Raw genomic sequence first — 21186 nt, 5'->3', positions numbered from 1 at the left:
TCTGCTGATGATCAGGAGCCCGACGTTGACGGCGAGTCCGGATGACTGGTGCTTGGCGGCTTTTCAGCTTCCGCTTGCTTCATTAATACCATCCCACCTTGAAGCAGCAACGACTTCAAACGCGGGTCCCCCTGCTCAGCCACGCCCAATGCGAAGGCCACAGATGCCGCTTCCAGCGGATTTTTCCTGACAATATCCAGCAACAGATCCGCGGGTGACCGTGACGACCCGGAGCTGCGATCTGTCGCCCCGGTAGTTTTGACCGGGCGGGTCAGACGATAGAACACCAGCGCGAGCAGCAACATACATACGCCACCGGTCAACGCCATCGCCCCAGCTTCTCCCAGCAAAGGAGTAAGGCTGAGCGTCGCCGCGTTAACGAGCAGATAAAAACCGGTGAGTAACAGGGCCACCAGCAACACAAAAGCCAATAAAGCCGCGATAACCGCCGCGATGGCTTTGCGAAGGGCGCCCTGCAACCACGCAGACTCAGCAGGCATCATCAACGATCCAGAAGCCGCCCGACCAGAAGGCCTGCCAGAAACATCAGAACAATGCTGAGAAACGGTCGTTCCTCAATTTTATGCTCCACATTTTCCACAGCCCTGGAACTGGCTTCCCGGGCCCGATCCAACGCTTCATCGCCCCGCTGCCGGACCTGGTCGAAAGCCTCCAGGCTTTCCCTTCGGATTTCATCCCGGAGGTGACTGATGTTGTTCCGCTGGCCCTCGGCAATGCTCTTCGTAAGCTTGGCGACGTCTTCCTGAAGGCGCTTGAGATCTTCACGCACCTGCTCATATTCGCTTTGACCGGATTTCGCTTCCATTTCTTGCCTCCTTATCAGTAACACATACTGCTATTTCGGCTTGAGCTGGGCTCCCTGACGGGAGAACCACAGCGGTCCATATCACTCTAGCATACGAGACAACGCCTGATATTAGGGCTTCTTAATGTGAGCAAGAACCGAATTACGCAATCCGTTGTCCTCGCTTGATCACCTTCTTCGCCAAGGCTTTTGCGTCACCAGAACGACAGACAACAAAGAAGGTTCCTTCCACTTCCAGGGACTCCGCCACACGGGACTGCAGCTTTGCCCTGGAGAACACAAAGCCCCTGGTTTTGAAAGCGAGAACGTACACGGGGTCTTCGGGCATGTGCTGAACCGGCTTCTGGGCCAGCCAGACTTTGCCCACCTTCGGTATGCGCTTCAGCTGTGCCACCAGATCATCGAGACGATCACGCTCGATTTCCGGCTTTACCAGCGCTTCCTTCCGCCCCACCCCCTGACGCTCCTTGTGCGCAGCGACAAAGACCTCCTGCTGTTTCAGGGAGTCCTGCCACCAGGCTTCCGCTTCCGCCTGCCGACCCTGATCCAGCAAAAACTGGTACCCGAATCTGGCACAGTCGCCAATCAGATTGGGATTGGTTCTCGCCAGCGCCAGCGGTTCCAGGCCCGCCTCATCACCACGCTTCAGCAGAATGCAAGCCAGGTAAAAAGCGCAACCTGTCGCATCGGGGTGACGCTCTCTGAACGCCATAAACAGGGGCAGCGCCTGATCATCCGACACAAATTCCCGGGACCAGCAGGCATAATCCCACAGGGCCTCATCCCCAAGTTCGGCAGGGTCACAACCCTCCAGTTTTTGAAGTTCCGCCCTGGCATTGGCGACATACTCATAACGTGCACGCCAGGCCTCACCATTGGCCGTCAGCCACTCCCGGTCGAAGTCTGCCATCACTTGCCGGCCGCGCTCTCCCAGCCAGGCTTCCGCAGCATTCCGTTCGGGCACGGTCACGTCAGTTGGCGTCTCTCCCAGATTCCGGAGTCTGTCCCGCAGGCTGGGGTGGGTATTCGCGTAATGCGTCTGGACCTGCATCTCTTCAGCAATACGTTCCTGCATCTGCTCCCTGCCCAGAGGGTTATCGTCGAGAAAACGAGCCAGACCGGCAAAAGGGGCGAAGGGCGGTTCCGACGTTTCGTCCGCTTTGCTGAAATAGGTTTTCCAGTAATGATCATCAATGTAGGGCGCGGTGGCATAAACGTTCACCAGAGCCCGTGCCGCCGTAGCCGGTGAGGTAAGCTGAGCAGCAATGGCGTCCGCCTCGTATTCATTGCTGCGCGCCAAGGCAAACGAATAGGCTTCGAACCTGGGGGAATACCAGTTAAAGAACCTGCGCATGAGCGAAGCTCCCCACGACTCGGCGCCGTCAAACGCAACCATAATCCGGTGCCAGCTCAGTCTTACCCGGTAGATCCAGCCATGAAACCGGCTGTGATTGCCGGAAAGGTGGCCAAATTCATGAGCCAGCACAGAGCGCATTTCCTCCGGGGACAGGGTCAACATCAGCGGATAACCGACAATCAGGTAATTACGGTTCCAGCCAAATACCCCCAACCTGGGGTGCTGGACAACGGCCGCGTTGAGATTGTTGTCGAGAATTACCCGATGAATCCTGACGGTTTTCAATTGCCGGCTTAACCGGTCAATCTCTTCAAAAAGGCGAGGACATTCTTTGCGTTTCAGGGTGTACCCCTGGGGGGCTTCAAAGCGGACCCAAAGCGCTTTCAGCAGTACCCAGATGGCCAGAAGAATGACGAAAACCAGTTTCTTCTTAAGGAGTATCAAAAACAGAGCCGTACTGAAAAACGCAGCAGCGACAAGGCCGCCAGCGAGACCGACAAGGGCCATCAGCACGCCAAAAATGGCCACGTAGCCGAGAATGGCGAATAACGCCAGTTTTACCAGATAACGCCGTGGATGAGTGGCCGTTTCCTGTTCGGCCTGACGAATCCGTTTTACAAACTCTTCCTCTGACATGCTGCTCATCGCTGTTCCTTGAGGTTTGGTCCCGATCACCAACCTTACAACAGAGCACTGTCTTCAGCACTGAACCCGGTCGCATTACCGTCGAGTCCTGCTATCGATCGCTAACGAGTTACCGGAATACAAAAGCCGGGCCAGATATCTGGCCCGGCTTTTTCCATCAGTTGATGGTTACCTTCTGGCGAGCGCCTACCAGGTAGTAACTGCCACCTTCGGTGAGGGTGTACTCATACAGAGGAACAACAACCGCACTGCCCGGGGCTTCAAACACCACCGAACCGTTCGTATTCGCATGAGAAACCGTGCTTTCCAGAACCAGGAAGCCGGAAGCCGCCGCTGTCATGCTGTTACCAACCTGAGTGGTGACGGTCAGATCTGCCGCCAGGGCAGAGTTTGCCGAAACTACCAGGTCCGAGTTAACCGGCTCAACCGCCACCGGGTAGTCACTGAACCACTGGGCATAGTCCGTTGTCAGCCCGTGCGTGCCAGCCAGATAGTATTTTTCTGCCGCATCCAGCTTACGGAACGTCCAGGGCCAGAACGTGGTGCCGCGATGTTTTGCTGCTTCCATCACTTCCGGAACCAGACTGCCGTAGGATGGGTTGAACGTGGACGAATACTGCTGAGTGGCGTTGAGGATCGTCCGCAGGTTCTTCTCCATGTCACTGTCTGAGTTGAAGCCTGTCAGGAAACCGCCGGAAACACCGGGCATAACTTCCTGCAACTTGACCAGTTGATCAGAGTTAAAGGAAATAACAATCACCTGATCCTGCACCCCATGGCGTTCAATAGCCGCTTTCAGATGCTCAACGATTTCAGGCTTGCCGCTCTTGATCTCGACAAAGTGAACCGCGCGCTTACCTTTCAGAGCCGTAAAGAACTCATCCATGGTTGGCACAGGGTGACCACCATCAACGGTCAGGGCTTTGAGCTCTGCCAGCGTTTTCTCTTCAACTGCACCGGTGCCATCGGTGGTGCGATCAACCGTTCCGTCGTGCATCACCACAACGTGGTTGTCGGTGGTCAGATAGATGTCCGACTCAACAGCGTCTGCACCCAGTTCAACCGCCTTGAGAGCACCCGCAACGGTATTCTCAGTCACCTGGGAAGGAACGCCACGGTGGCCAACAACCAGCGGCTTTCTCAACAGAGTGTTCTCCGGCAACGCGGTGAAGAACGCGAGCGCCTGGTCCGGGTCCGTCGTCAGAAGGCCATTAACACCAGCTGTCAGAACATCAACCGTTTGCACATATTCCGGTTGCTCCAGTTGCCCCCAGACGGAGATCAGACGGTTCTGGATATACTGAACAGAGGCTTTGTCCAGCAAGCTTTCCGGCAGAATTGCAATCTTCGCTTTTGACTGGTTGGTGGCCTGAACAATGCGCAGCAAGTCAGCCGGTGCAGCCGTCAGGTTCGCATTCGTGAAGTCCACAGCAGCCCGGACAAACGGCATTTTTTCCCGCGCGTCTTTCAACAACGCCTGGTTGTCTGACACCAGTGTCAGGTCAAAGAACTGGTGACGCTCCACCACAGGTTTCAGCGCGTCAACGGCAGCCTGACTGGTTACGTACAGCATCGGCATAGCCGTGAACTCACCCGCATCCAGCAGTTGGTCCAGGTAACCAAGGCTTCCGCCATTCTGGCCAGACAGCATCAACTGATCATCCAGCTTCAGGTACACTGAATTTCCGGGCGACGCCATCAGATCGCTGGCGACAGGTGAGAGGTTGGTGATGCTGGGAGCCATAGACGCACCGGTCTCTGGCTCAGCCACGCTCATCATCGGAGGCAGTGGTGGTAACGCCTTCAACTGCTCCGTAACGGTAACGTCTTCAACACGCAGCAGGCTGCCCGCCGCCTGGAAGCCAACACCGCCTTGTGAGAAATCACTGTCTAGCACAGAGTCCTGAAGCAGGGTGCCGTTGAGGTACTGCTGAACGCGATCACCGTGAACCACGATGGTTGCGGTGTAAAGCTTGGCAGGGTCAATCACTTCCGAGAACCCGGCCTTATCAACGATGCTCCACTGTCCAGCATTACGGAGCGCGTGCTCTGTCCCATTGGCGGCGGTCGCCTTCTGGCGAATGGCCATCTGGTAATAAGGCTCTACCCCCAGACCGGTCCGATACTGCATGCCAACCCAGCGAGACGTGGTGTTTGCCTCAGCAATGGTGAAGGACACTTCAATACGGTAATTTTCCTGGTCCCGAAGAGACTCGGGCAAACGCAGGGCTACCGGCGCGTAGTTGTTACCGCGGCCATCAACAAACAGGCTTCCCTCTTTGGTGTAAAACAGCTCTTCCGCGCCATCCATCACCATCCAGCCTTCAGGGAGTTTACCCTCAGCAATGGCTTCGAAGTCTTCGTCCAGCAGAACTTTGGGTTCAGGCTCAGGTTCTGGATCAGGATCGGGATCAGGGTCTGGATCGGTATCCGGATCCGGCTCAGGATTCGTTACGGGCGGTTTTTTGTTGTCATCACTGCTGTCAGAATCGTCGCTACACCCGGCCATCCCGGTGATGGCCACAAGCATTAGCGCTGAAAGGGTAACCCTGCTCATCAATCACTCTCCGTATCGGATTTGAAATGAGCAGGCAGAATAAGCCGCTAAGATGACCAAGCCGTTTCAGAAATAAAACACTCGACAGGGAGTTAAAAAACCATCCAAAGCACAGCCTCGTCCTTGTCGATGAAAACGAGAGCAAGCCCGAAAACACTATTTCCCCAAGCGGTTGGCAAATCGGGAAACAGCTTCCACAACTTCCCTTGCAGCCTCCTGGATCTCGTCGATTACGTTTTCGGCTTCACCAATCAAGCCTTGAACTTCTTCCGCCTGGGACTTACCCGATTCGATAACGCCGACTGCCCGAGACGTCAGCTCCTGATTACGACCGACCACCGATACAATTTCTGCTGTGGCCTCCGACGTGCGCGACGCCAGTTTACGAACTTCGTCGGCAACCACCGCAAACCCCCGCCCCTGACCCCCCGCTCGGGCGGCTTCAATCGCCGCATTGAGGGCAAGCAGATTAGTTTGGTCCGCAATACCACTGATGCTCTGGATCAGCGTATTGATGGTCTGCGACTGCTGATCCAGCTCTCCGATGCGTTCTACCGCATGATTCATCTGATCAGCCAGCTCCCGCATCACACTGGCAGTGCTCTCCATCACCTCCATTCCCCGGCGGGCACTTGCATCGGTCGCCTGGGACGTTTCATAGGCGACACCGGCAGCGTTGGAGACTTCCCGTTCCTGCAAAACCTGCTCGGTAATCACCGTCGCGAACTTCACCACCTTATACAGTTCGTCCCTGGCATTCATCAGGGGGTTATAGGACGCCTCAAGCCACACTTCCCGGCCGGCCCTATCGATCCTCTTAAATCGATCAGCAACAAAATCCCCCCGCCTCAGCCGGTCCCAGAATGCCTCATATTCCGGTGAGTTATAGATATCCGGTGGACAGAACATCCGGTGCTGCTTGCCTTTGATCTCATTCATCGAATAGCCCATGGCATCCAGGAACAGATCATTGGCTGCCAGAACATGTCCACCCAGATCGAATTCGATCACCGCCATCGAACGCTGCATGGCACGAATCAGGTTTTCGTGCTGCCGCGAGGTCTCAATCGTGCGGGTCAGGTTATTGGCGAAGATCGTAATATGATCCAGAGACCCGTCACGCCGCTTGATCGGACACAGCGTCGCTCTCAGCCAGAGGTGCTCCCCGTTCGTATTGTGTACCTGCCAGGCGCCGACCCAGACCCGCCCGTTATCGAGCGCAGACATCATCAGCCTGAAGTGTTCGGTATTTCGCAGATAATCCGGCACCAAGTCCCGGGCATGCCTGCCAACCACTGCGTCACTTCCGGCACCGAACTCACTTCGGAAACGGGTATTGATCGAGCTAATTTTCCCGGAGGTGTCCAGTTCCAGCGTCATCAGCTCGTCCGCAACGTCCTCAACGAGTTGCTGCAACATATACAGCTCTTCCCTGAGCGTTTCATTCTCCTGTTGAAGCTTTTTACCGAACATCGGTCACCCTTCCTCTGACTGCGCATTCTGGCCGTTAACCACTCAACGGCTTAGATAACAGGAATAACGGCCCGGCGCGCCTAAACTGAAGACCAGGGCTACAGCTTTCCTAGGTGGGCCAACCAGCAACCAACCTCAAACTGTCGGGCCGTATAATGATATGCTCCCCGAGACAAGATCACTTATGGAAGAGAGATGCACCCATGGGAAACTTCAGACTCATTCGCCTTGTCCTGCTCGTTGCCGGCACGCTTCTCACCTTCTTCAAGAAACAGGTTCGCCCCGGATCATGATCAAAGCCTTTGCCGTTTCCAACTATCGCAGCCTCAGAGACGTGGTCGCACCGCTGGCGGGCCTGAACGTCGTTACCGGTCCGAACGGCTGTGGCAAATCAAACCTCTATAAATCATTGCGACTGCTGGCCGAAACGGCAAAAGGCAACCTGATCTCCTCCCTGGCCGAAGAAGGGGGCCTGGACTACACCTTCTGGGCAGGGCCAGACCAGTTCACAAAAGGGATGCGGGACGGCTCAGCGCCCGTCCAGGGGACCGCCGGAAACACCCCATCCCGCCTCAGACTGGGGTTCGCCGGCGAGGATTTCGGCTACGCGATTTCTCTTGGGATGCCGGCCTCTACGGGGTTTGCAGGTTATCAGGAGCCCAGCATGTTTCAGCTCGACCCGGAAATAAAACGCGAATGTATCTGGGTGGGTGATGTCTGCCGCCCAAGCAGTTGTCTGATTGATCGCGTCGGGCCGGTTGTCAAAGTACGTTCAGGGCGGAAATGGGAGGTCTACGACACCCGGCTAAACACCTATGAGAGCATTCTGAGCGAGATCAGTGATCCCGTGGCTGTGCCTGAAGTCCATGCGGTCCGGCAGGCCATCCGACAGTGGCGCTTTTACGATCAGTTCCGCACCGATCAGCACTCCAGCATCCGGACCCCGCAAATCGGAACCCGCACTCCCGTTCTGGACCACGATGGCCATAGCCTGGTTGCAGCCCTGCGCACCATTCACGAAATCGGCGACCGGGAGGGCCTGCACAACGCCATTGAAGATGCCTTCCCCGGGGCGAGACTCCGGTTCAGCACCAACGCAGGCAACCGTTTCATCCTGCAATTTGAGCAGACCGGTCTGCTCCGCCCTCTGAATCAGGCCGAGCTTTCTGATGGCACCCTTCGCTACCTGCTGTTGGTCGCCGCCCTGCTCACTCCTCGCCCCCCCTCACTACTGGTGCTGAATGAACCGGAAACAAGCCTGCATCCCGACTTGCTTCCGGCCCTCGGCCGACTGATCATCCGCGCCTCACGGGAAACCCAGGTCTGGGTTGTTTCCCATGCTCCCCGACTGGTCGCCGCTCTGGAAGCGGACGACGATTGCCACTCCATCGCACTGAACAAAGAGCTGGGCGAAACCCGCATTCTTGGCCAGGGGCTTCTGGACGCGCCCCCCTGGAACTGGATGGATTGACGCTTCCGAGAGTCACCAGGCTCCGGACATTACGTCCTGCAGGTCACGCATCAATTCCTCCGGCGGTGTTATCCACAGCGCGCCCTCTTCGCCCGGAAACACACCAACGTCCAGATCATCCCGGGCAAGGCCGGGCACCCATTTCTTGAAAAAATCCGGCAAAGCGACGGCTCTCGGGGTCAGTCCAGCATCATCGGAAGCATAGTCAACGGCCAGTGCCTCATGGGGCCAAACGGGCAGATATGAGACCCCGTCAGCCTCTGAGACAATTTTCAGAAAACAGTTGTCGTCATTGACCAGAATCCAGAACTCCCGGTCTGTTGCGACCGTATCCAGAAAATAATCGTACCGCTCTTCACCATCCATCTGCCTGAGTTCAGCTAATGGGATATCACTCATTATTTTCTCCAAATTGTGCGTCGAGCCGCCCGGGCCTCCTGCGCCCTGAATCAGGGGCACGCCCAGTGACGGGACAAGTCAAAAAACACGCGGCCTTCCAGCCCCGGAGCCCTGGACTCCATGACCGTAAAACCGGTCGTAGACTCCAGAACCGGCGCCTGTGTTGGTATTCCTGAGTGTATGGTGACAGAAACAGGCCTCCCCTCCAGTGTCGCGAAAACGTGCCCTTCCACTGTCCGCAATCGAATCCGACATGCCGGCTGGTCAAATGCCCAGGTTCCGGTAACTTCGCCATCCGCCAACGGCTCGTACATCACGCTCTCAAGAACCACCAGTTCGCCTTCCGGGTCGGGAACCTCCGGCACATTGGCCTGCAACGAAGCCAGGGTGAAGAGCGAAGCTCGCTCCGCGCCTTTACTGACACTCTCACCACCCCCGGCCAGAAAAAGCCGGTATCGATCCTGCTGATAGGTCGTGGTCATCATACTGAACGGGGTGAACTGCCCGGTTATCGCGCCGGGGGGGGGCGCCCGGTGTATCGGATCGTTCGATTTCCGGTACATCTGACACCCGGACACAAGCCCGAGCATCAACACCAATACGGTTGCACGAATCATGTCTGCTCTCTGTTAACTGCCTAACGCGACCTCGCCAGCCAGCCCCAGCAGAAACCCTGCAAGCGCGCCCAAAGGAGGTGCCCAGTGTTTTTTCAAGCGAGCCTGGGGGGCAATATCCTGAAAAATGATGTAGAGAATACCACCCGCGGCAAACAGCATGATGCCCGAGACGACCTGAGGCGTATCCGACAACAGAAAATACCCCACCACACCGGCAACAGGCCCAAGCAAAGCCATCAGCGCAAGGCCGCCCACAATCGTCCGCCTGCGGTAGTGGGTTGCCTTAGCCAGCTCCCGGTATGAATTAAAGCCTTCGGGCACATTCTGCAACGCAATGATCCCCGCCAACAGCATCCCACCCTGGCTGGACACCGAAAACGTGGCCCCCAGCGCCATCGCTTCCGGCACGAAATCCGAGAGCATCGCCACCAACTGGCTGGCTGGTGTGCCATTGGCCGCCAGCCAGCGATCCAGCAGCATGAACGCGATGCCTCCGGCCGCAAAACACACCACAATCGGTGCCAGAGAAAGACCGGCAGAACCCTCCGGCACAAGCACAAGCGCCACGGCTGCGAGCAAAGCCCCGCCGCCAAACGCAATCACACTGTGGCGCACCTCGGTTTCCAGCCAGCGCGGACGAATCCGCTCAACCGATGCCAGCGCGGCCCCCAATGGCATTGCCAGCCCCGCAATCAGGGTTAGCAGCAAAATCTGTAGCAGGCCATTTGTCTGAAGTGATTCCAGCATCACGATCCCAGAGTTGCAAAAGAAAAACAAAAACTTCAGCCCCATAAAGCCCAGGCTTTACAAGCCACTAAACGCTTTCAAACGTCGATTTTTCCAGTTTTCGAAAAACTTTGCTATGCAAAACCGATTAATTGGCGTACTGTCTCTCCTGTTGGAAAGATTTAGCAAAGCATTTCACGAATAAGACCTTTTGTGTTGTCAAACCTATTGTTCTGTTTCTGATCCTGCGCGTTTTTTGTTTCCCGCACTACGCTACCCAAAGATCACAGCGATCTTCTGCTAGCAATTAATCGATTAAATTCAGGATGATTATATGTCTACTGTTAAAGGCAACGTTAAGTTCTTCAATGAATCAAAAGGTTTTGGCTTCATTACTCGTGAAGGCGGCCCGGACGTTTTTGTTCACTACAGCTCTATTCAAGGTGGCGGATTCAAGACTCTGGCAGAAGGCCAGGAAGTTGAGTTCACAGTGACCGACGGCCAGAAAGGCCCACAAGCTGAAAACGTTGTTGCCCTGTAAGCAACAAACGGTGATAAAAAAGGCAGCATACGCTGCCTTTTTTCTTGGCCTGAAATAACCAGGATTAGTTTTTCAGTCCATTCTCAACCGTTAAATCAATCAATTGCTTTTAACATTAACCGGCTTAGGGCCGCCAGAAGAAGCTTGCCCACTTTTACCTTTACCAACATAATCAACTTGCCCGCCAGCTTTTAAAAAAGCTGCCGTCTGCTCTTCAATTTCAGCCGATGTTAAAACAGGCTTTACGTTTTTCTTGCTCATGATATTTTCCAGATTTACTCTTTGCACTCACCCAAACCAGCAAACCAGTGTATATCAAACAGAAAAATTTTGTTGCTCGACAAATTAATAAAGACAAACAATAACAACATCAACCACTTACTGGGCTACGACAAATCGTGCATTGAGATTTTAAATGTACGCAGCCCAATAACTTTACCTAATAACAGAAAAAACGTGGATTACTCCTGAATCGGCACAACAGGGAAATCAATTTTTGGCTGGATAACATTGTTTATCCAGTTACTGAACGAGTTAAGCCCGACCCAGCCCACAACTTCCACTATTTCACTTTCAGAAAATCCATGTGCCTTCACCATGGCCAACGTCTCTTCCGACACATGGCCGCGAGTATCCAGAACCTCCAGAGCCAGAGTCAGTAACGCCTGATCTTCAGGCTGCTCCGCTTGCCCCTTCTGAGCCCTGCGCGCCTCCTCGGCCACCACGCCTGCAGCTTTTGCAGACAAGGTATGCCCACTCACACAGTAATGGCAGCCATTTGCGTTAGCGATCGCCAGCGAGATCATTTCCTGCTGTGCCTTCGAAAGCGAACTTTCGCGCTCCATAGCGTCATGGAACGCCAGATAACCATTGAGGCTGCCAAGGTGGTTGGCCAGTCCGGCAAAGAAGTTTGGCAACATGCCCAACTGCTTCTTGATTCCGGAAAGAACCTCCGCACCGCTGGAACATGAGGTTTCAATGCTCTTCAAAGGTATTCTCGACATCACTATCTCCTGCTTCAACCAAAAAAGTGTACAGATCTGTATCGCCCAAATGGTAAGTGTACAGATCTGTAGCGTCAAGCGGAAATTTCTCTGATAAACTGGCCGGAATCAACATCAGGATCGAGATGAGAATGAATGCGCCTAAAAAAGAACTTCTGCTCAATGTTGCAGAAGAGCTCTTCTACAAGTTCGGCTTTAACGCTACCGGTGTCGACCGTATTCAGGCGGAATCAGGCGTGGCCAAGACAACGCTGTACAAGTACTTCCCGTCAAAAGACGATCTGATCTATGAAGTTCTCAAACGCGCCGATGAGCGCGAACGGGCCGATATCGAAAAAATCATTGCGGCGTCTGCCGAGGGCGGCTATCCGTTGATCCGGCTGCTGCTTGAGCGGCTGGTTGCCCTGTGCGAAAAAGACAGCTTTAACGGTTGCCTGTTTTCAAACGCCGCAGCGGAATTCATGCACTCCAACTCTCGCCTTCGGGAAGTCTTTGATGAACACCTGCAGTGGATACGGCAACGCTTTTCAGAAATTCTGACCAGATGCGGAGCCGATGGCTCAGGCGCGCTCCCCCTGCTTGTGGTTTATGAAGGCGTACTGGTGGTTGGCCGATCAGTGGAAGGTAAGCCGTTGCTGGACAGCGTTGAAACACTCCTGCAACCGCTCTTTAGCAGATAACCGTCAGCAGGCCCGCACACGGGCTGTTTCGGTTTACCACACTTTCATCAAAATAAGAACCCCCTCATAATTAGGTTGCAACCCTAATAACAGACTCCAAGGAAAGCCCCCTACATGACAGCCAGCCTCAAACATTTTCTACTTGCTTCCAGCATCTACCTGCTTTCGCCCAGCGTCAGCGCCTTCAGCCTGAGCGACGCTATTTCAACGGGCGCAGAGGCCTTATCACCCGCCACCGAAGTAAACGGAGAAGCCCACCAACTGGTTGGCCAGCTCCAGAGTCAGCTTGGGGTTACGGAAACCCAGGCGGTTGGGGGCGCTGGCGCCCTGCTGCAACTGGCCCAGAATCAGCTTGGCACCGACGCCATCAACAATCTGAACAGTGAAGCCTCAGGCCTGACCAGCCTGCTCGGCGGCAGCAGCCTGAGTGACAGCCTGATTTCGAAAATCTCCTCCATGGATGGCGTACAAACCGCCTTCTCTGCCCTTGGCATGGATGCGGGCATGATCCAGCAATTTGTCCCCCTGATCCTGGGCTTCCTGGGCGATCAGGGCGTAGGCTCCTCACTGCTCGGCCAGTTGCAGGGTCTCTGGTCACCAGCGGAGTAACACCACAACCAGGTGAGGGGCGAACCCCTCACCTGAGCAGCTGGTAAGGACGCTCCAGAGCCGTCCGAATCTCGCCAATAGAGAATGCTCTCACAAACTCCGTAAACCTCTGCCCCTCAAACCACAGCTGCACCACCGGCAATGAGAAAATCGCCCGGGCAGCACACACAGAACCAGCCGCCCCCTGGCAATCAATGTAAGCCGTTACCAGCTTCGGGAACTCCCGCTCGGCAAGCGCTTCCAATTGAGGCTTGATGGCCTGGCACACGCCGCAATGCGCCCCACCAAACAGAACCAACACTGCGGCATTGGAACTCAACAGCTCCGCCAGCGCTTCTTCCGTACAGATCGTTTTCATACCTTCTGCCCAACCTCTGTTTTGCCTGTAGTGCATTCCCCATTATGCGGGAGCAATCACCCTGCGTGAAAAATTCCACACTCCCCCCAAATGGGGGAAGTTTATGAAAGTTTATCCATGTTAGCGTGTCAGCGACCCATCCAGTGGTAGTTCCCCAGCAAGGAGTTGTTATGGAAAATTTCAAGAAGTGGGCTCTGACAGCAGCGATTTCCTCCACCGTGGCCCTGACAGGGTGCGGCGGCGGCAGCTCTTCGAGTAGCGATGCAGCCTCCAAACCAACCCCGCCAGACAGCACCAATGCAACCGGCGTATTTGTCGACAGCGCGGTCGCCGGCATTAACTATTCAACGTCTCCCAGCGGCCAGCAAGGTCAGACCAACAGCGTTGGTGAATACGAATACCAACCGGGCGACACAGTAACCTTCTCCATCGGCGGCATAAGCCTGCCCCCCGTGAAAGCAACTGGCCGCATTACACCTGCCGACATGGGCAGTGGCACCGCCGACTGGAGCCAGGACCCCGCGGTCATCAACATTCTTCGCCTGTTGCAGACTCTGGACAACGACAGCAACCCCGCCAACGGCATCACCATTACACCGGCCGTGCACACCGCGCTTAAAGACGTTGCCATAGACACTACGTTGAGTGAATCTGACTTCGAAACCCAGGCCAACACCGCGCTCGGCGAAACTCTGATCCCCAAAACAGTCGCAATAGACCATTTTCAAACATCCCAGACGGGCGATCTGACCGGGAGCTGGGTGTTTGTGGAAGACGGCGGCAACGTAAACGTCCTGACCTTCTTTAATGGCAGCGAATACCTGATTGTTCATTCGAAAGCCGATGACGACCAACAACGGGCAGGCACAGGCGAGTATGGCACGTACGAGTGGAACAGCATCACCGGAGAACTCAACCTGTCGGTGATCGGCAACTCCGATGGCAGCGGCGGCCTGGCAGACAACAACGAAACCGCTACCTGGTCTATGCGACTGGTCAACGGCGGTCTGGCCCTCCTCTCTGCCCCGAACAATGAAGAAGTGGTGTTTGAGCCGGTAAGAAATGACCGAAACAGCCTGGTGGGCAGCTGGTACATCGGCGACGGCAGCCTGGATGGCCAGGGCTTTCACAACATCCTGACGATTCTCGACGACAGCACCTATGTGGTGGCGCACAACGCTAATGAAGAGGCGTATGAAGGCAGCCCGGTTGCCGTGTCCTCCGAATGGGGCAGCTATAGCTTTGATGGTGAAAACTTTGCCGTCACCAACGTGACGGTGGACCTGGACGGCCCGGGAGGCCTGTTTGACAACCCCGCCAACAATGGTGACGGGCCGGTGAATGGCCCGGCCCTTCTGCGGCCCACCGGGGAGCTGACTCTGACCGACAACGCCGACAGCCAGGACACCTTCACGCTGATGCGCCTGGGGCGCTATGTGGTTGAACTCCGGGACTTTGAAGGCGATACCAAACCGGTCTACGTGGAAGCCAGCCTGTATCCGGGAAGCGACATTCCGGCAAGCATCTACTTCACCTTCTCCGATCTGGTTGATCCTGGTGAAGAGGGCCTCTACGACCTGGAGTTTTCCTCGAGTGAGATCATCACTGTGGACATGCGTACCGAAAATGGCAATCGGTCCGGGCGCATGCAGTTTGACAGCTCAGGCGAAGACAATGTTGCCGGCACCTGGGATGTCAGCACCTCGGGCGCACTGGTCTTCACAGAAACCGACGGTACGTCCGGCGATTTCGGCCACTGGCGCTTTCTGATGCTGGCTGATGGCCAGAACCTGGTCCACCTTGACGGCGTCGCCGATCTGGAGCTGAGGTTCGTGACCGAACTGAGCTTCCAGTAAAACGTCCGAAACCCGAAAAAGCCCGCCCTGCGCGGGCTTTTTCAGTCCAGAGCCCGCACCAACGCACCCACCAGCTCTGCCTGTCGACGATAGCCGTTTTTTGACAGCAGATTCTTCACATAACCCCGAACGGTGTGCACCGACAACCCCTCTGCCTCTGCTGCCTCACTGATGCTCAGCCCATGCATCAGATGCCCGGCAGTGACAGCCTCGGCCCGGGTGCAGTTAAACAGCCTCGCCAGCTTACCAAGGTTCGGTGGCCGTTTTGCCGAGAATGACACAAGCTCCACCAACGCCCCATACTGGCCATGCGCCTCGACAGGCTCGTCGTCACACCCCATAGACAAGGGTGTGATACAAATGGCCAGTCGCTCATCATCCATCTGCTCAAACAGGGCAATCATGTCCTGAACACCATCACGGGCGTTGAAAATACTGGTCAGAATGGCGTCGTTAAGCTGACGATTGAACCCTGAGTTCAGGCTTTGCAGGCGCGAGTCGCTTTGCTCTGTCACAAACAACCGGGGGTGAGACGCCAGGATTTTCTCAGCCGAGGCATTGCAACGCACTACCCTCGCCATCTCATCAATGACGATCATCGGTTTGCGGATATGATCAAGCGCCATCGACAGGGTTTCATGCTGTGTCCGGGATTGATAGATCTTGTTGAACAACCCAACGGCGTTCTCAATATGCGGAGCCAGCATGTTCATCTGCATCAGCTCTGTCGGGGTGTACTGCCCCTCATCACGATGACGGTTCGCCAGAAACACCACTTTGGAGGTTGGCCCCTGGCTGACCAGCATACCGGCGCTGTCCCCAAGCCCCGCTGCTTCCACCCACTCCCGGGTGTCTTCGTTGACCACTTCCAGTATATCAATATCGGGGTCACAGCCTGTCAACGAGTCAAACTGCCTCGGCGGCAACGCGCTGAAATGCAAAAGCGCTTCGTCCTTTCGGGCCAGATCGCTGTTCAGAAACCATTGTTCAAAGCCCTCCGGGTAACCAAACGTCCAGGCAAACATCATACGAACGGGATTATGCGTCAAGCCTAGAATCCCGCCTTGAAGGCAGCGGAATCTCTGCCGGAATTCATCGAAGAACGGCTGGAAACCCTGATTGGTATGCAAACAACGGTACAGAATCGTTACGAGCCGGTTGTACCCTTCAAACTCTTCGACACCAACCTGGAGGGAATCGTCTATCGCCTTTATCACAACGGTTATTTTCCTTTTTGGCTGACAGCACAAACTTCATCGGGGAGGCACTGAAACCCGACAAACCACACCGTAAATACGAAGTTACCGATACATGATAGAGCGAACTATCGAATAACACACCCTTTATCTGTACGAGTGCACGACACAACTTCAGACCGTACTGCAAAAAAATGTCAGTTAAATGATGGCCAGACACCTGATATACAAGGATAAAAAATTCACAAAATCGTCTTTATTTGTAAATAAACGATCTATAGGATGCCAACCTCACTAAATGGTAGGACGACATACCCATGAAAAAGATTCTGGCGCTCACCCTGATTTCCGCACTGATGGCCGGCTGCGGGGGTGACGGGGGTGGTAGCAACGACTCCAGCGTAAACAAGCCGGACAATGGCAACGGAACGGGCACCCCAAGCGGAGAAGCCACCGTGCTGGAAGGTACCTGGAACAAGCCGTGCGGGCTCGTACCCGATTCAGGCCACTACGACATCATCACCCACACATACACTGGGAACCAGTTCCACACCAGCATCGAAAACTACACCGATGCGAATTGCACCACCCTCTTTCCCGAAGGAGGCAACCCGACAGCGTCCGGCTACTTCACTCTGGGCGGCAAGGTAGTGACGGGCAGCGGTGTTACGGCCACCGAAGAAGACAGCCACATCACCGAATACGACGGTGCTCCCTTTGACGTTCACGAATACACGATTTTCCTGATCGACAACGACACGCTCTACTACGGCGATGGCGAAGCTGATGCACCGGAACAGCGGCCAACCCAGCTGGACTATCATCGCGCTTACTATCGGGTAAACTAAGCTCTTCTCGCTCCCCGGAGCGAATTTGCGGGCGAGAGATTCACTCCGCCCGCTGACTGGAGCCCTGCTTTATGATCGTACGCGACCGCCCCGGCGCCCTCAGGCTGATGCTGGCCTGGAAAGGCTCCGTGGTTCCTCATATTCTGCCGCACATCATTCTGGCCAGCCTGTTCGCGACCGCCGTCACCTGGGTATCCCATCGCCACTATCTGGACGGCATCGTCGAGTACACCCTGCTGCCATTCACCATCATCGGCCTGGCGCTGTCCATTTTCCTGAGCGTGCGCAACACCGCTACCTACGATCGCTGGTGGGAAGCGCGGAAGCATTGGGGGCACATGGTCTACGAAGTGCGGAGTCTGGCCCGGGCCAGCGGCATTTACCTGAGCCCGGAACGACGACGGGAGCTGCTGACCCGAACTCTCGCACATGCCCACCTTCTGCGCGGCCAGTTACGCCAGGAGGATGTGCGATCAGACCTCCCGGAAGCCCTGTCACCGCAGCTCCTCGAGCAAGCCCTGTGCGCCAGAAATCCGGCCGACGTCATGCTGCAGAAAGCGGGCGAGGTACTTGCCGAGGCCCACAAAGCCGGCGAGCTGGACGCTATCGCTGCCGCTGCTCTGGACCGGCACCTCCATGGCCTTGCAGGTATTCAAGCCGCCTCGGAGCGTATCGCCACGACTCCGCTCCCCTTCGCCTACACCCTGCTGGCGCACCGGACGGCGTATGTCTATTGCTATCTGCTTCCGTTCGGACTGGTCGGCGTTGCTGGCTGGTTCACGCCCGTCTTCACCGCCATTGTGGCCTACACCTTTTTTGGCCTGGACCGTTTGTCGGAACAGCTCGAATTTCCGTTTGGACGGCACACCAACGATCTGCCACTGGACACCCTCTGCCGGGTACACGACATCAGCGTGGCGGAAGCCCTGGGGGAACCCGCCCCGGCGCCCCTGCAACCCGTTAACTTTCAGTTGCAGTGACGCCAGACGGGCTTCATGCCGTCACGGTGCCGGTGAACAACTCGCCCTCGGCAACTGATTGATCCAGCTGCGAATCAAGAGCGCCCCTTCCCGGTGGGCAATGCTTCGGCCAAGCTCTGGCATCTTGTGGCGACTGTCGGTGGTCTCAATACGGAACTGCAGGTAAGACTCATCGGCGTTGCCGGGAATCACATCGTACGGATACCCCGCCATCCCTCCCGCGACCGGGTCTTTGCACACACCAAACTTACCCGGCGAGTCGGCGTAGTTTCGGTTGTACTCCAGCTGCACCCCGCTGCTTCCGGCCGCTCCGGCGTACCCTTCGGGCAGGGTCAGGTCGGCTCGATGGCAGTGGGCGCAGTTGATGTCCAGATATGCCCGGGCCTTGTCGTTCAACTCACGCTCACTCAGAGACGCAAGGTGGGTCTGATCGTTAAAGACTGGAGCCTTCTCAACACGAGTGAAGTCCGCCGGCAGGCCTGCCAGTAATGCTCCCTCCGCCCAGTACTGAAGCTGGTTGTACACCGTGCCATCCGGGTAAGTGAAATCCTTGTTGAGGTATCGCGCCTTGGGGCCAATGGGCAGGAAAATCTGTTCACGCTGGTCATCCGGTCCCGTCAGGTTCGGCACGATCGAATGGCAGGACGTGCAGTCTGCAGCTTTGGGTACCGCATAATCGAATGTCAGAGTTTGCCCCTGGTGATTGATGGTGGTGAGGTCCGTCAGGCGCTTGCCGGCAATCGCCAGGGTTGCCTCGGTTTCAGACGACCAGTAGTACGGCAACGCAATCCAGCCATCGGCCCGGTGTATCAGCAGGCGGGTTTCAATCACCCGTTCATCGCCCTCAGGCATGGCCGTGTTCGCGGGCAAGGCAAAGGTTTTGGTGATCACCGTCCCCACGGGAAAGTCCAGGGCTTCCGACTCATTGAAACCAACCGTCTTCCCTTCCGGCACGAACACAAAACGGTATTTGCTGGTGTAGTCCGAGAACAGCGAGGTGGACAGATCATACGGAACCCCGCCCCGGGTTGGCCCGGCGGTCGGGTCACCGGCATCGGTGAACAGTTTGTAGTCCGAAAGGTTCGGGCAGGTTTCACTCATCAGAGCGTCCCAGTTTACGCCGGTTGTGGCGGCATTACAGTTACCTTCGGCTCCGGTTGGTGCGCCCGCCCCGGCATTCAGTGCGCTGCTATTGGCGGAATCATCGTCATCGCTGGAAGACCCGCTGCCACCGCCACCACAGGCGGTCATCAGAACAGACGCCATCAGGGCGGCCATCATCGTTTTCTTGTTGTTTCTCATCGGGAATACTCTCTTGCCTCGGCAAGGGCAGGAATCGGGTACTGCCCTCGCCTGTCATGATGGGTACCATTACAAATCGGGGGGTAGCCCGCCTAGAGTGCGCAGGCCGCTTCCGCCAGATCGTCCCCGGTACAGCCGTAGATGTTGTTGCGGAAATTCACCACAGCGGGCGCCAGCCTGGGCTGCACACAGTTCAGATAGGTGTTGTTCACCATCTGGTCGATGAGCAGATGTGGCAGCGGGTTGCCATTGCCATCCACCTGAGTAAGGTCGGCAGGGTCATTCGGGTAGACCAGGCCAGTATTAACCTCATCGTAGTCCGGAGCCGGGTTACCGTTGATGTTGCTGTTGGCGCAAATCAGGTCGTCCGCACTATACGGATCGTAGTTCACACCATCCGCTTGGGCCTCGGCACTCACCAGAGCATTGAAAGCCGTCAGCTCTCCCACATTAGACAACAACTCGCCAATACCGTCATACAGAATGGCCGGAAAGGTCTGGGGCGAGCCCTTGCTGTTCAGGTTCGAGCCATAGCCATCAATGATTGGCTGAAGTAACTCGCCCTGCGGGTCGGCGCCATTACGGGCAAAGGTATTGTTGTGCAGGTATACGTTCTTGAGCAGCGGGCTCCAGCCATCGCCCATGGTAGCCCCGAAGTTCGCGGGATAACTGGCAAGATCAGGCTCCACCAGCAGGTAGCTGGTGATCGCCACTGCCGTGGTGGCGTTGTCGGTCAACTGGTTGTTGTACATCTCAACGTCGCTGGTGGCGAGTACCAGCGCGCCGGTACCCGGCGGAACCAGCCCAACCACCCCCGCGCCCACATTCTGAGCATTGTTGCTATAGGCGTGGTTGTTGAATATCCGCACATTGCCGCCATAGGCCTTATCCAGTCCCGGCAGGTCAAACACCAGGATGCCTCCCGAGTTTCCAACCGCAATGTTGTTGTAAACATCGGCCATGGTGGAGTTTTCAATCTCAATGCCGGCCACATTCTGCTTCGCCGTGTTGTTACGCACCACAATGTTCTCGGACTGGCCCACATAGATGCCGGCATCGGCCGAGCCAAAGGCATAGTTGTTTTCCAGCAGCACGTTCTGGCTTTTCAGCGGGTACAGCCCATAAGCGCCGTTATTGGCCTCCAGCTCCCCTTCCCAGACCGTGGCTGTGTAGGTCATGTGAATGCCGTTGACGTTAGTGGCCTTGATGCCGTTCTTCGGCGCCTCATAAACCGCCAGGTCGCGCACGGTAATCCCGTTCCCCCCCTGAAAGCGGAACGCGTCGTCACCGTAGGAGGTGCTGAAATCCAGAACGGTCTCATGAATACCGTGGCCGGTCAGGGTCAGCCCACTGGCACTGTTCACCACAATGCTTTCGGTCACCACAAAGCGCCCTTTCGGCAACACCACCAGGGCGTCTTCCGGAAGGTCGAACAGGGCCACGGACAAAGCCTCAGTAATGTCGTCGCCATCGGCGGCATCTGGCGCGACCAGAATCGCATCGTCAGTGATGACAAACCCAGAGGTGGTCACCGCCAGCTGAGCACTGGCATCACCATTGGCAGACTGCCCGTCGGCACCGTCCCTGCCGTCCTTGCCGTCTTTACCATCGTCGCCATCGCAACCGGCCAGTAACAGCCCGCTGGACATGGCGGTAATCAGGAATAGTTTCTTGAATGTGTGAGAATGGCGCATCGTATCCTCTGCTCTTCGTGTTGTTTTTATTCAAGCGTTCCCCGCAG

At 56.1% G+C, this 21186-nt stretch carries 22 protein-coding genes; 8 read left to right on the top strand and 14 right to left on the bottom strand.

All coding sequences use genetic code 11. The features are described 5' to 3' along the window. Positions 1-11: 11 nt before the first annotated feature. From K325_RS0102420 to K325_RS0102400, 5 genes are all read right to left on the bottom strand, one after another. A complete protein-coding gene (locus tag K325_RS0102420; RefSeq protein WP_228128373.1) occupies positions 12-500 on the bottom strand; it encodes a hypothetical protein in 489 nt (162 codons plus the stop codon). 2 nt (positions 501-502) lie between these two features. After that, positions 503-826: an ElaB/YgaM/YqjD family protein gene (locus K325_RS0102415; RefSeq protein WP_029652657.1), complete on the bottom strand. Its 324-nt coding sequence runs from the start codon at positions 824-826 to the stop codon at positions 503-505. Positions 827-968: 142 nt separating this feature from the next. Beyond that, positions 969-2828: a M48 family metallopeptidase gene (locus K325_RS0102410; protein WP_029652656.1), complete on the bottom strand. Its 1860-nt coding sequence runs from the start codon at positions 2826-2828 to the stop codon at positions 969-971. Positions 2829-2985: 157 nt separating this feature from the next. Then, positions 2986-5385, bottom strand: a complete 2400-nt coding sequence (locus tag K325_RS0102405; RefSeq protein ID WP_051146539.1) for a glycerophosphodiester phosphodiesterase family protein — start codon at positions 5383-5385, stop codon at positions 2986-2988. Between the two features lie 156 nt (positions 5386-5541). After that, positions 5542-6858, bottom strand: coding sequence for a methyl-accepting chemotaxis protein (locus K325_RS0102400; protein WP_029652654.1), 1317 nt, complete (start codon positions 6856-6858; stop codon positions 5542-5544). 289 nt (positions 6859-7147) lie between these two features. On the opposite strand from K325_RS0102400, the gene K325_RS0102395 reads away from it, so the two are divergent. Next, positions 7148-8329, top strand: a complete 1182-nt coding sequence (locus K325_RS0102395; RefSeq protein WP_029652653.1) for an AAA family ATPase — start codon at positions 7148-7150, stop codon at positions 8327-8329. Between the two features lie 12 nt (positions 8330-8341). Here K325_RS0102395 and K325_RS0102390 read toward each other — a convergent pair whose 3' ends face one another. Genes K325_RS0102390 through K325_RS0102380 form a run of 3 tightly spaced genes read right to left on the bottom strand, consistent with a single transcriptional unit; the run spans position 8342 to position 10092 of the window. After that, the gene (locus tag K325_RS0102390) at positions 8342-8728 is read right to left on the bottom strand and encodes a DUF2750 domain-containing protein (RefSeq protein ID WP_029652652.1); all 387 of its coding nucleotides are present in this window, start codon (positions 8726-8728) and stop codon (positions 8342-8344) included. A 50-nt stretch (positions 8729-8778) separates the two neighbouring features. Continuing rightward, positions 8779-9345, bottom strand: coding sequence for a hypothetical protein (locus tag K325_RS0102385; protein ID WP_029652651.1), 567 nt, complete (start codon positions 9343-9345; stop codon positions 8779-8781). A 12-nt stretch (positions 9346-9357) separates the two neighbouring features. Further along, positions 9358-10092 carry a ZIP family metal transporter gene (locus tag K325_RS0102380; RefSeq protein WP_051146567.1) on the bottom strand — a complete coding sequence of 245 codons (735 nt, stop codon included), beginning with the start codon at positions 10090-10092 and terminating at the stop codon, positions 9358-9360. Between the two features lie 313 nt (positions 10093-10405). Between K325_RS0102380 and K325_RS0102375 the strand changes: the two genes are divergently transcribed. Continuing rightward, positions 10406-10612, top strand: a complete 207-nt coding sequence (locus tag K325_RS0102375; protein ID WP_029652649.1) for a cold-shock protein — start codon at positions 10406-10408, stop codon at positions 10610-10612. 99 nt (positions 10613-10711) lie between these two features. Here the strand turns inward: K325_RS0102375 and K325_RS18660 are convergent, their stop codons facing one another. Together K325_RS18660 and K325_RS0102365 are read right to left on the bottom strand one after the other, a co-directional pair. Beyond that, on the bottom strand, positions 10712-10873 hold the full coding sequence (locus K325_RS18660; RefSeq protein ID WP_169441749.1) for a hypothetical protein: 162 nt from the start codon (positions 10871-10873) through the stop codon (positions 10712-10714). A gap of 200 nt (positions 10874-11073) precedes the next feature. Next, on the bottom strand, positions 11074-11616 hold the full coding sequence (locus K325_RS0102365; RefSeq protein ID WP_029652648.1) for a carboxymuconolactone decarboxylase family protein: 543 nt from the start codon (positions 11614-11616) through the stop codon (positions 11074-11076). Between the two features lie 131 nt (positions 11617-11747). Here K325_RS0102365 and K325_RS17965 point away from each other — a divergent pair, with 131 nt between their 5' ends. Together K325_RS17965 and K325_RS0102355 are read left to right on the top strand one after the other, a co-directional pair. After that, positions 11748-12296: a TetR/AcrR family transcriptional regulator gene (locus tag K325_RS17965; protein WP_036192876.1), complete on the top strand. Its 549-nt coding sequence runs from the start codon at positions 11748-11750 to the stop codon at positions 12294-12296. A gap of 114 nt (positions 12297-12410) precedes the next feature. Next, on the top strand, positions 12411-12905 hold the full coding sequence (locus tag K325_RS0102355; RefSeq protein ID WP_029652646.1) for a DUF2780 domain-containing protein: 495 nt from the start codon (positions 12411-12413) through the stop codon (positions 12903-12905). A 28-nt stretch (positions 12906-12933) separates the two neighbouring features. Here K325_RS0102355 and K325_RS0102350 read toward each other — a convergent pair whose 3' ends face one another. Next, entirely contained in the window at positions 12934-13263 is a 330-nt protein-coding gene (locus tag K325_RS0102350) for a thioredoxin family protein (protein WP_029652645.1), read from the bottom strand. A gap of 170 nt (positions 13264-13433) precedes the next feature. On the opposite strand from K325_RS0102350, the gene K325_RS0102345 reads away from it, so the two are divergent. Further along, positions 13434-15119 carry a hypothetical protein gene (locus K325_RS0102345; protein WP_051146538.1) on the top strand — a complete coding sequence of 562 codons (1686 nt, stop codon included), beginning with the start codon at positions 13434-13436 and terminating at the stop codon, positions 15117-15119. 41 nt (positions 15120-15160) lie between these two features. On the opposite strand, the gene K325_RS0102340 is transcribed toward K325_RS0102345, so the two are convergent. Continuing rightward, positions 15161-16168, bottom strand: a complete 1008-nt coding sequence (locus tag K325_RS0102340; protein WP_156836555.1) for a helix-turn-helix transcriptional regulator — start codon at positions 16166-16168, stop codon at positions 15161-15163. A gap of 15 nt (positions 16169-16183) precedes the next feature. Between K325_RS0102340 and K325_RS18540 the strand changes: the two genes are divergently transcribed. The 3 genes from K325_RS18540 to K325_RS0102330 all read left to right on the top strand — a co-directional run bounded on the left by K325_RS18540 (position 16184) and on the right by K325_RS0102330 (position 18143). After that, a complete protein-coding gene (locus tag K325_RS18540; RefSeq protein WP_051146536.1) occupies positions 16184-16390 on the top strand; it encodes a hypothetical protein in 207 nt (68 codons plus the stop codon). A 242-nt stretch (positions 16391-16632) separates the two neighbouring features. Continuing rightward, positions 16633-17163 carry a hypothetical protein gene (locus K325_RS18185; protein ID WP_029652642.1) on the top strand — a complete coding sequence of 177 codons (531 nt, stop codon included), beginning with the start codon at positions 16633-16635 and terminating at the stop codon, positions 17161-17163. Between the two features lie 71 nt (positions 17164-17234). Next, a complete protein-coding gene (locus K325_RS0102330; RefSeq protein WP_029652641.1) occupies positions 17235-18143 on the top strand; it encodes a bestrophin family protein in 909 nt (302 codons plus the stop codon). Between the two features lie 21 nt (positions 18144-18164). Here the strand turns inward: K325_RS0102330 and K325_RS0102325 are convergent, their stop codons facing one another. Next, positions 18165-19445, bottom strand: coding sequence for an SO2930 family diheme c-type cytochrome (locus K325_RS0102325; protein ID WP_029652640.1), 1281 nt, complete (start codon positions 19443-19445; stop codon positions 18165-18167). A gap of 92 nt (positions 19446-19537) precedes the next feature. Beyond that, positions 19538-21139, bottom strand: coding sequence for a parallel beta-helix domain-containing protein (locus K325_RS0102320; protein ID WP_029652639.1), 1602 nt, complete (start codon positions 21137-21139; stop codon positions 19538-19540). Between the last annotated feature and the right edge of the window lie 47 nt (positions 21140-21186).

Origin of the sequence: Marinobacter daepoensis DSM 16072 (genome assembly GCF_000421165.1) — a bacterium.
GTDB classification, from domain to species: domain Bacteria; phylum Pseudomonadota; class Gammaproteobacteria; order Pseudomonadales; family Oleiphilaceae; genus Marinobacter; species Marinobacter daepoensis.
The sequence above is the reverse complement of the archived record's forward strand: the minus strand, read 5'-3'. Positions and strand labels throughout refer to the sequence as shown.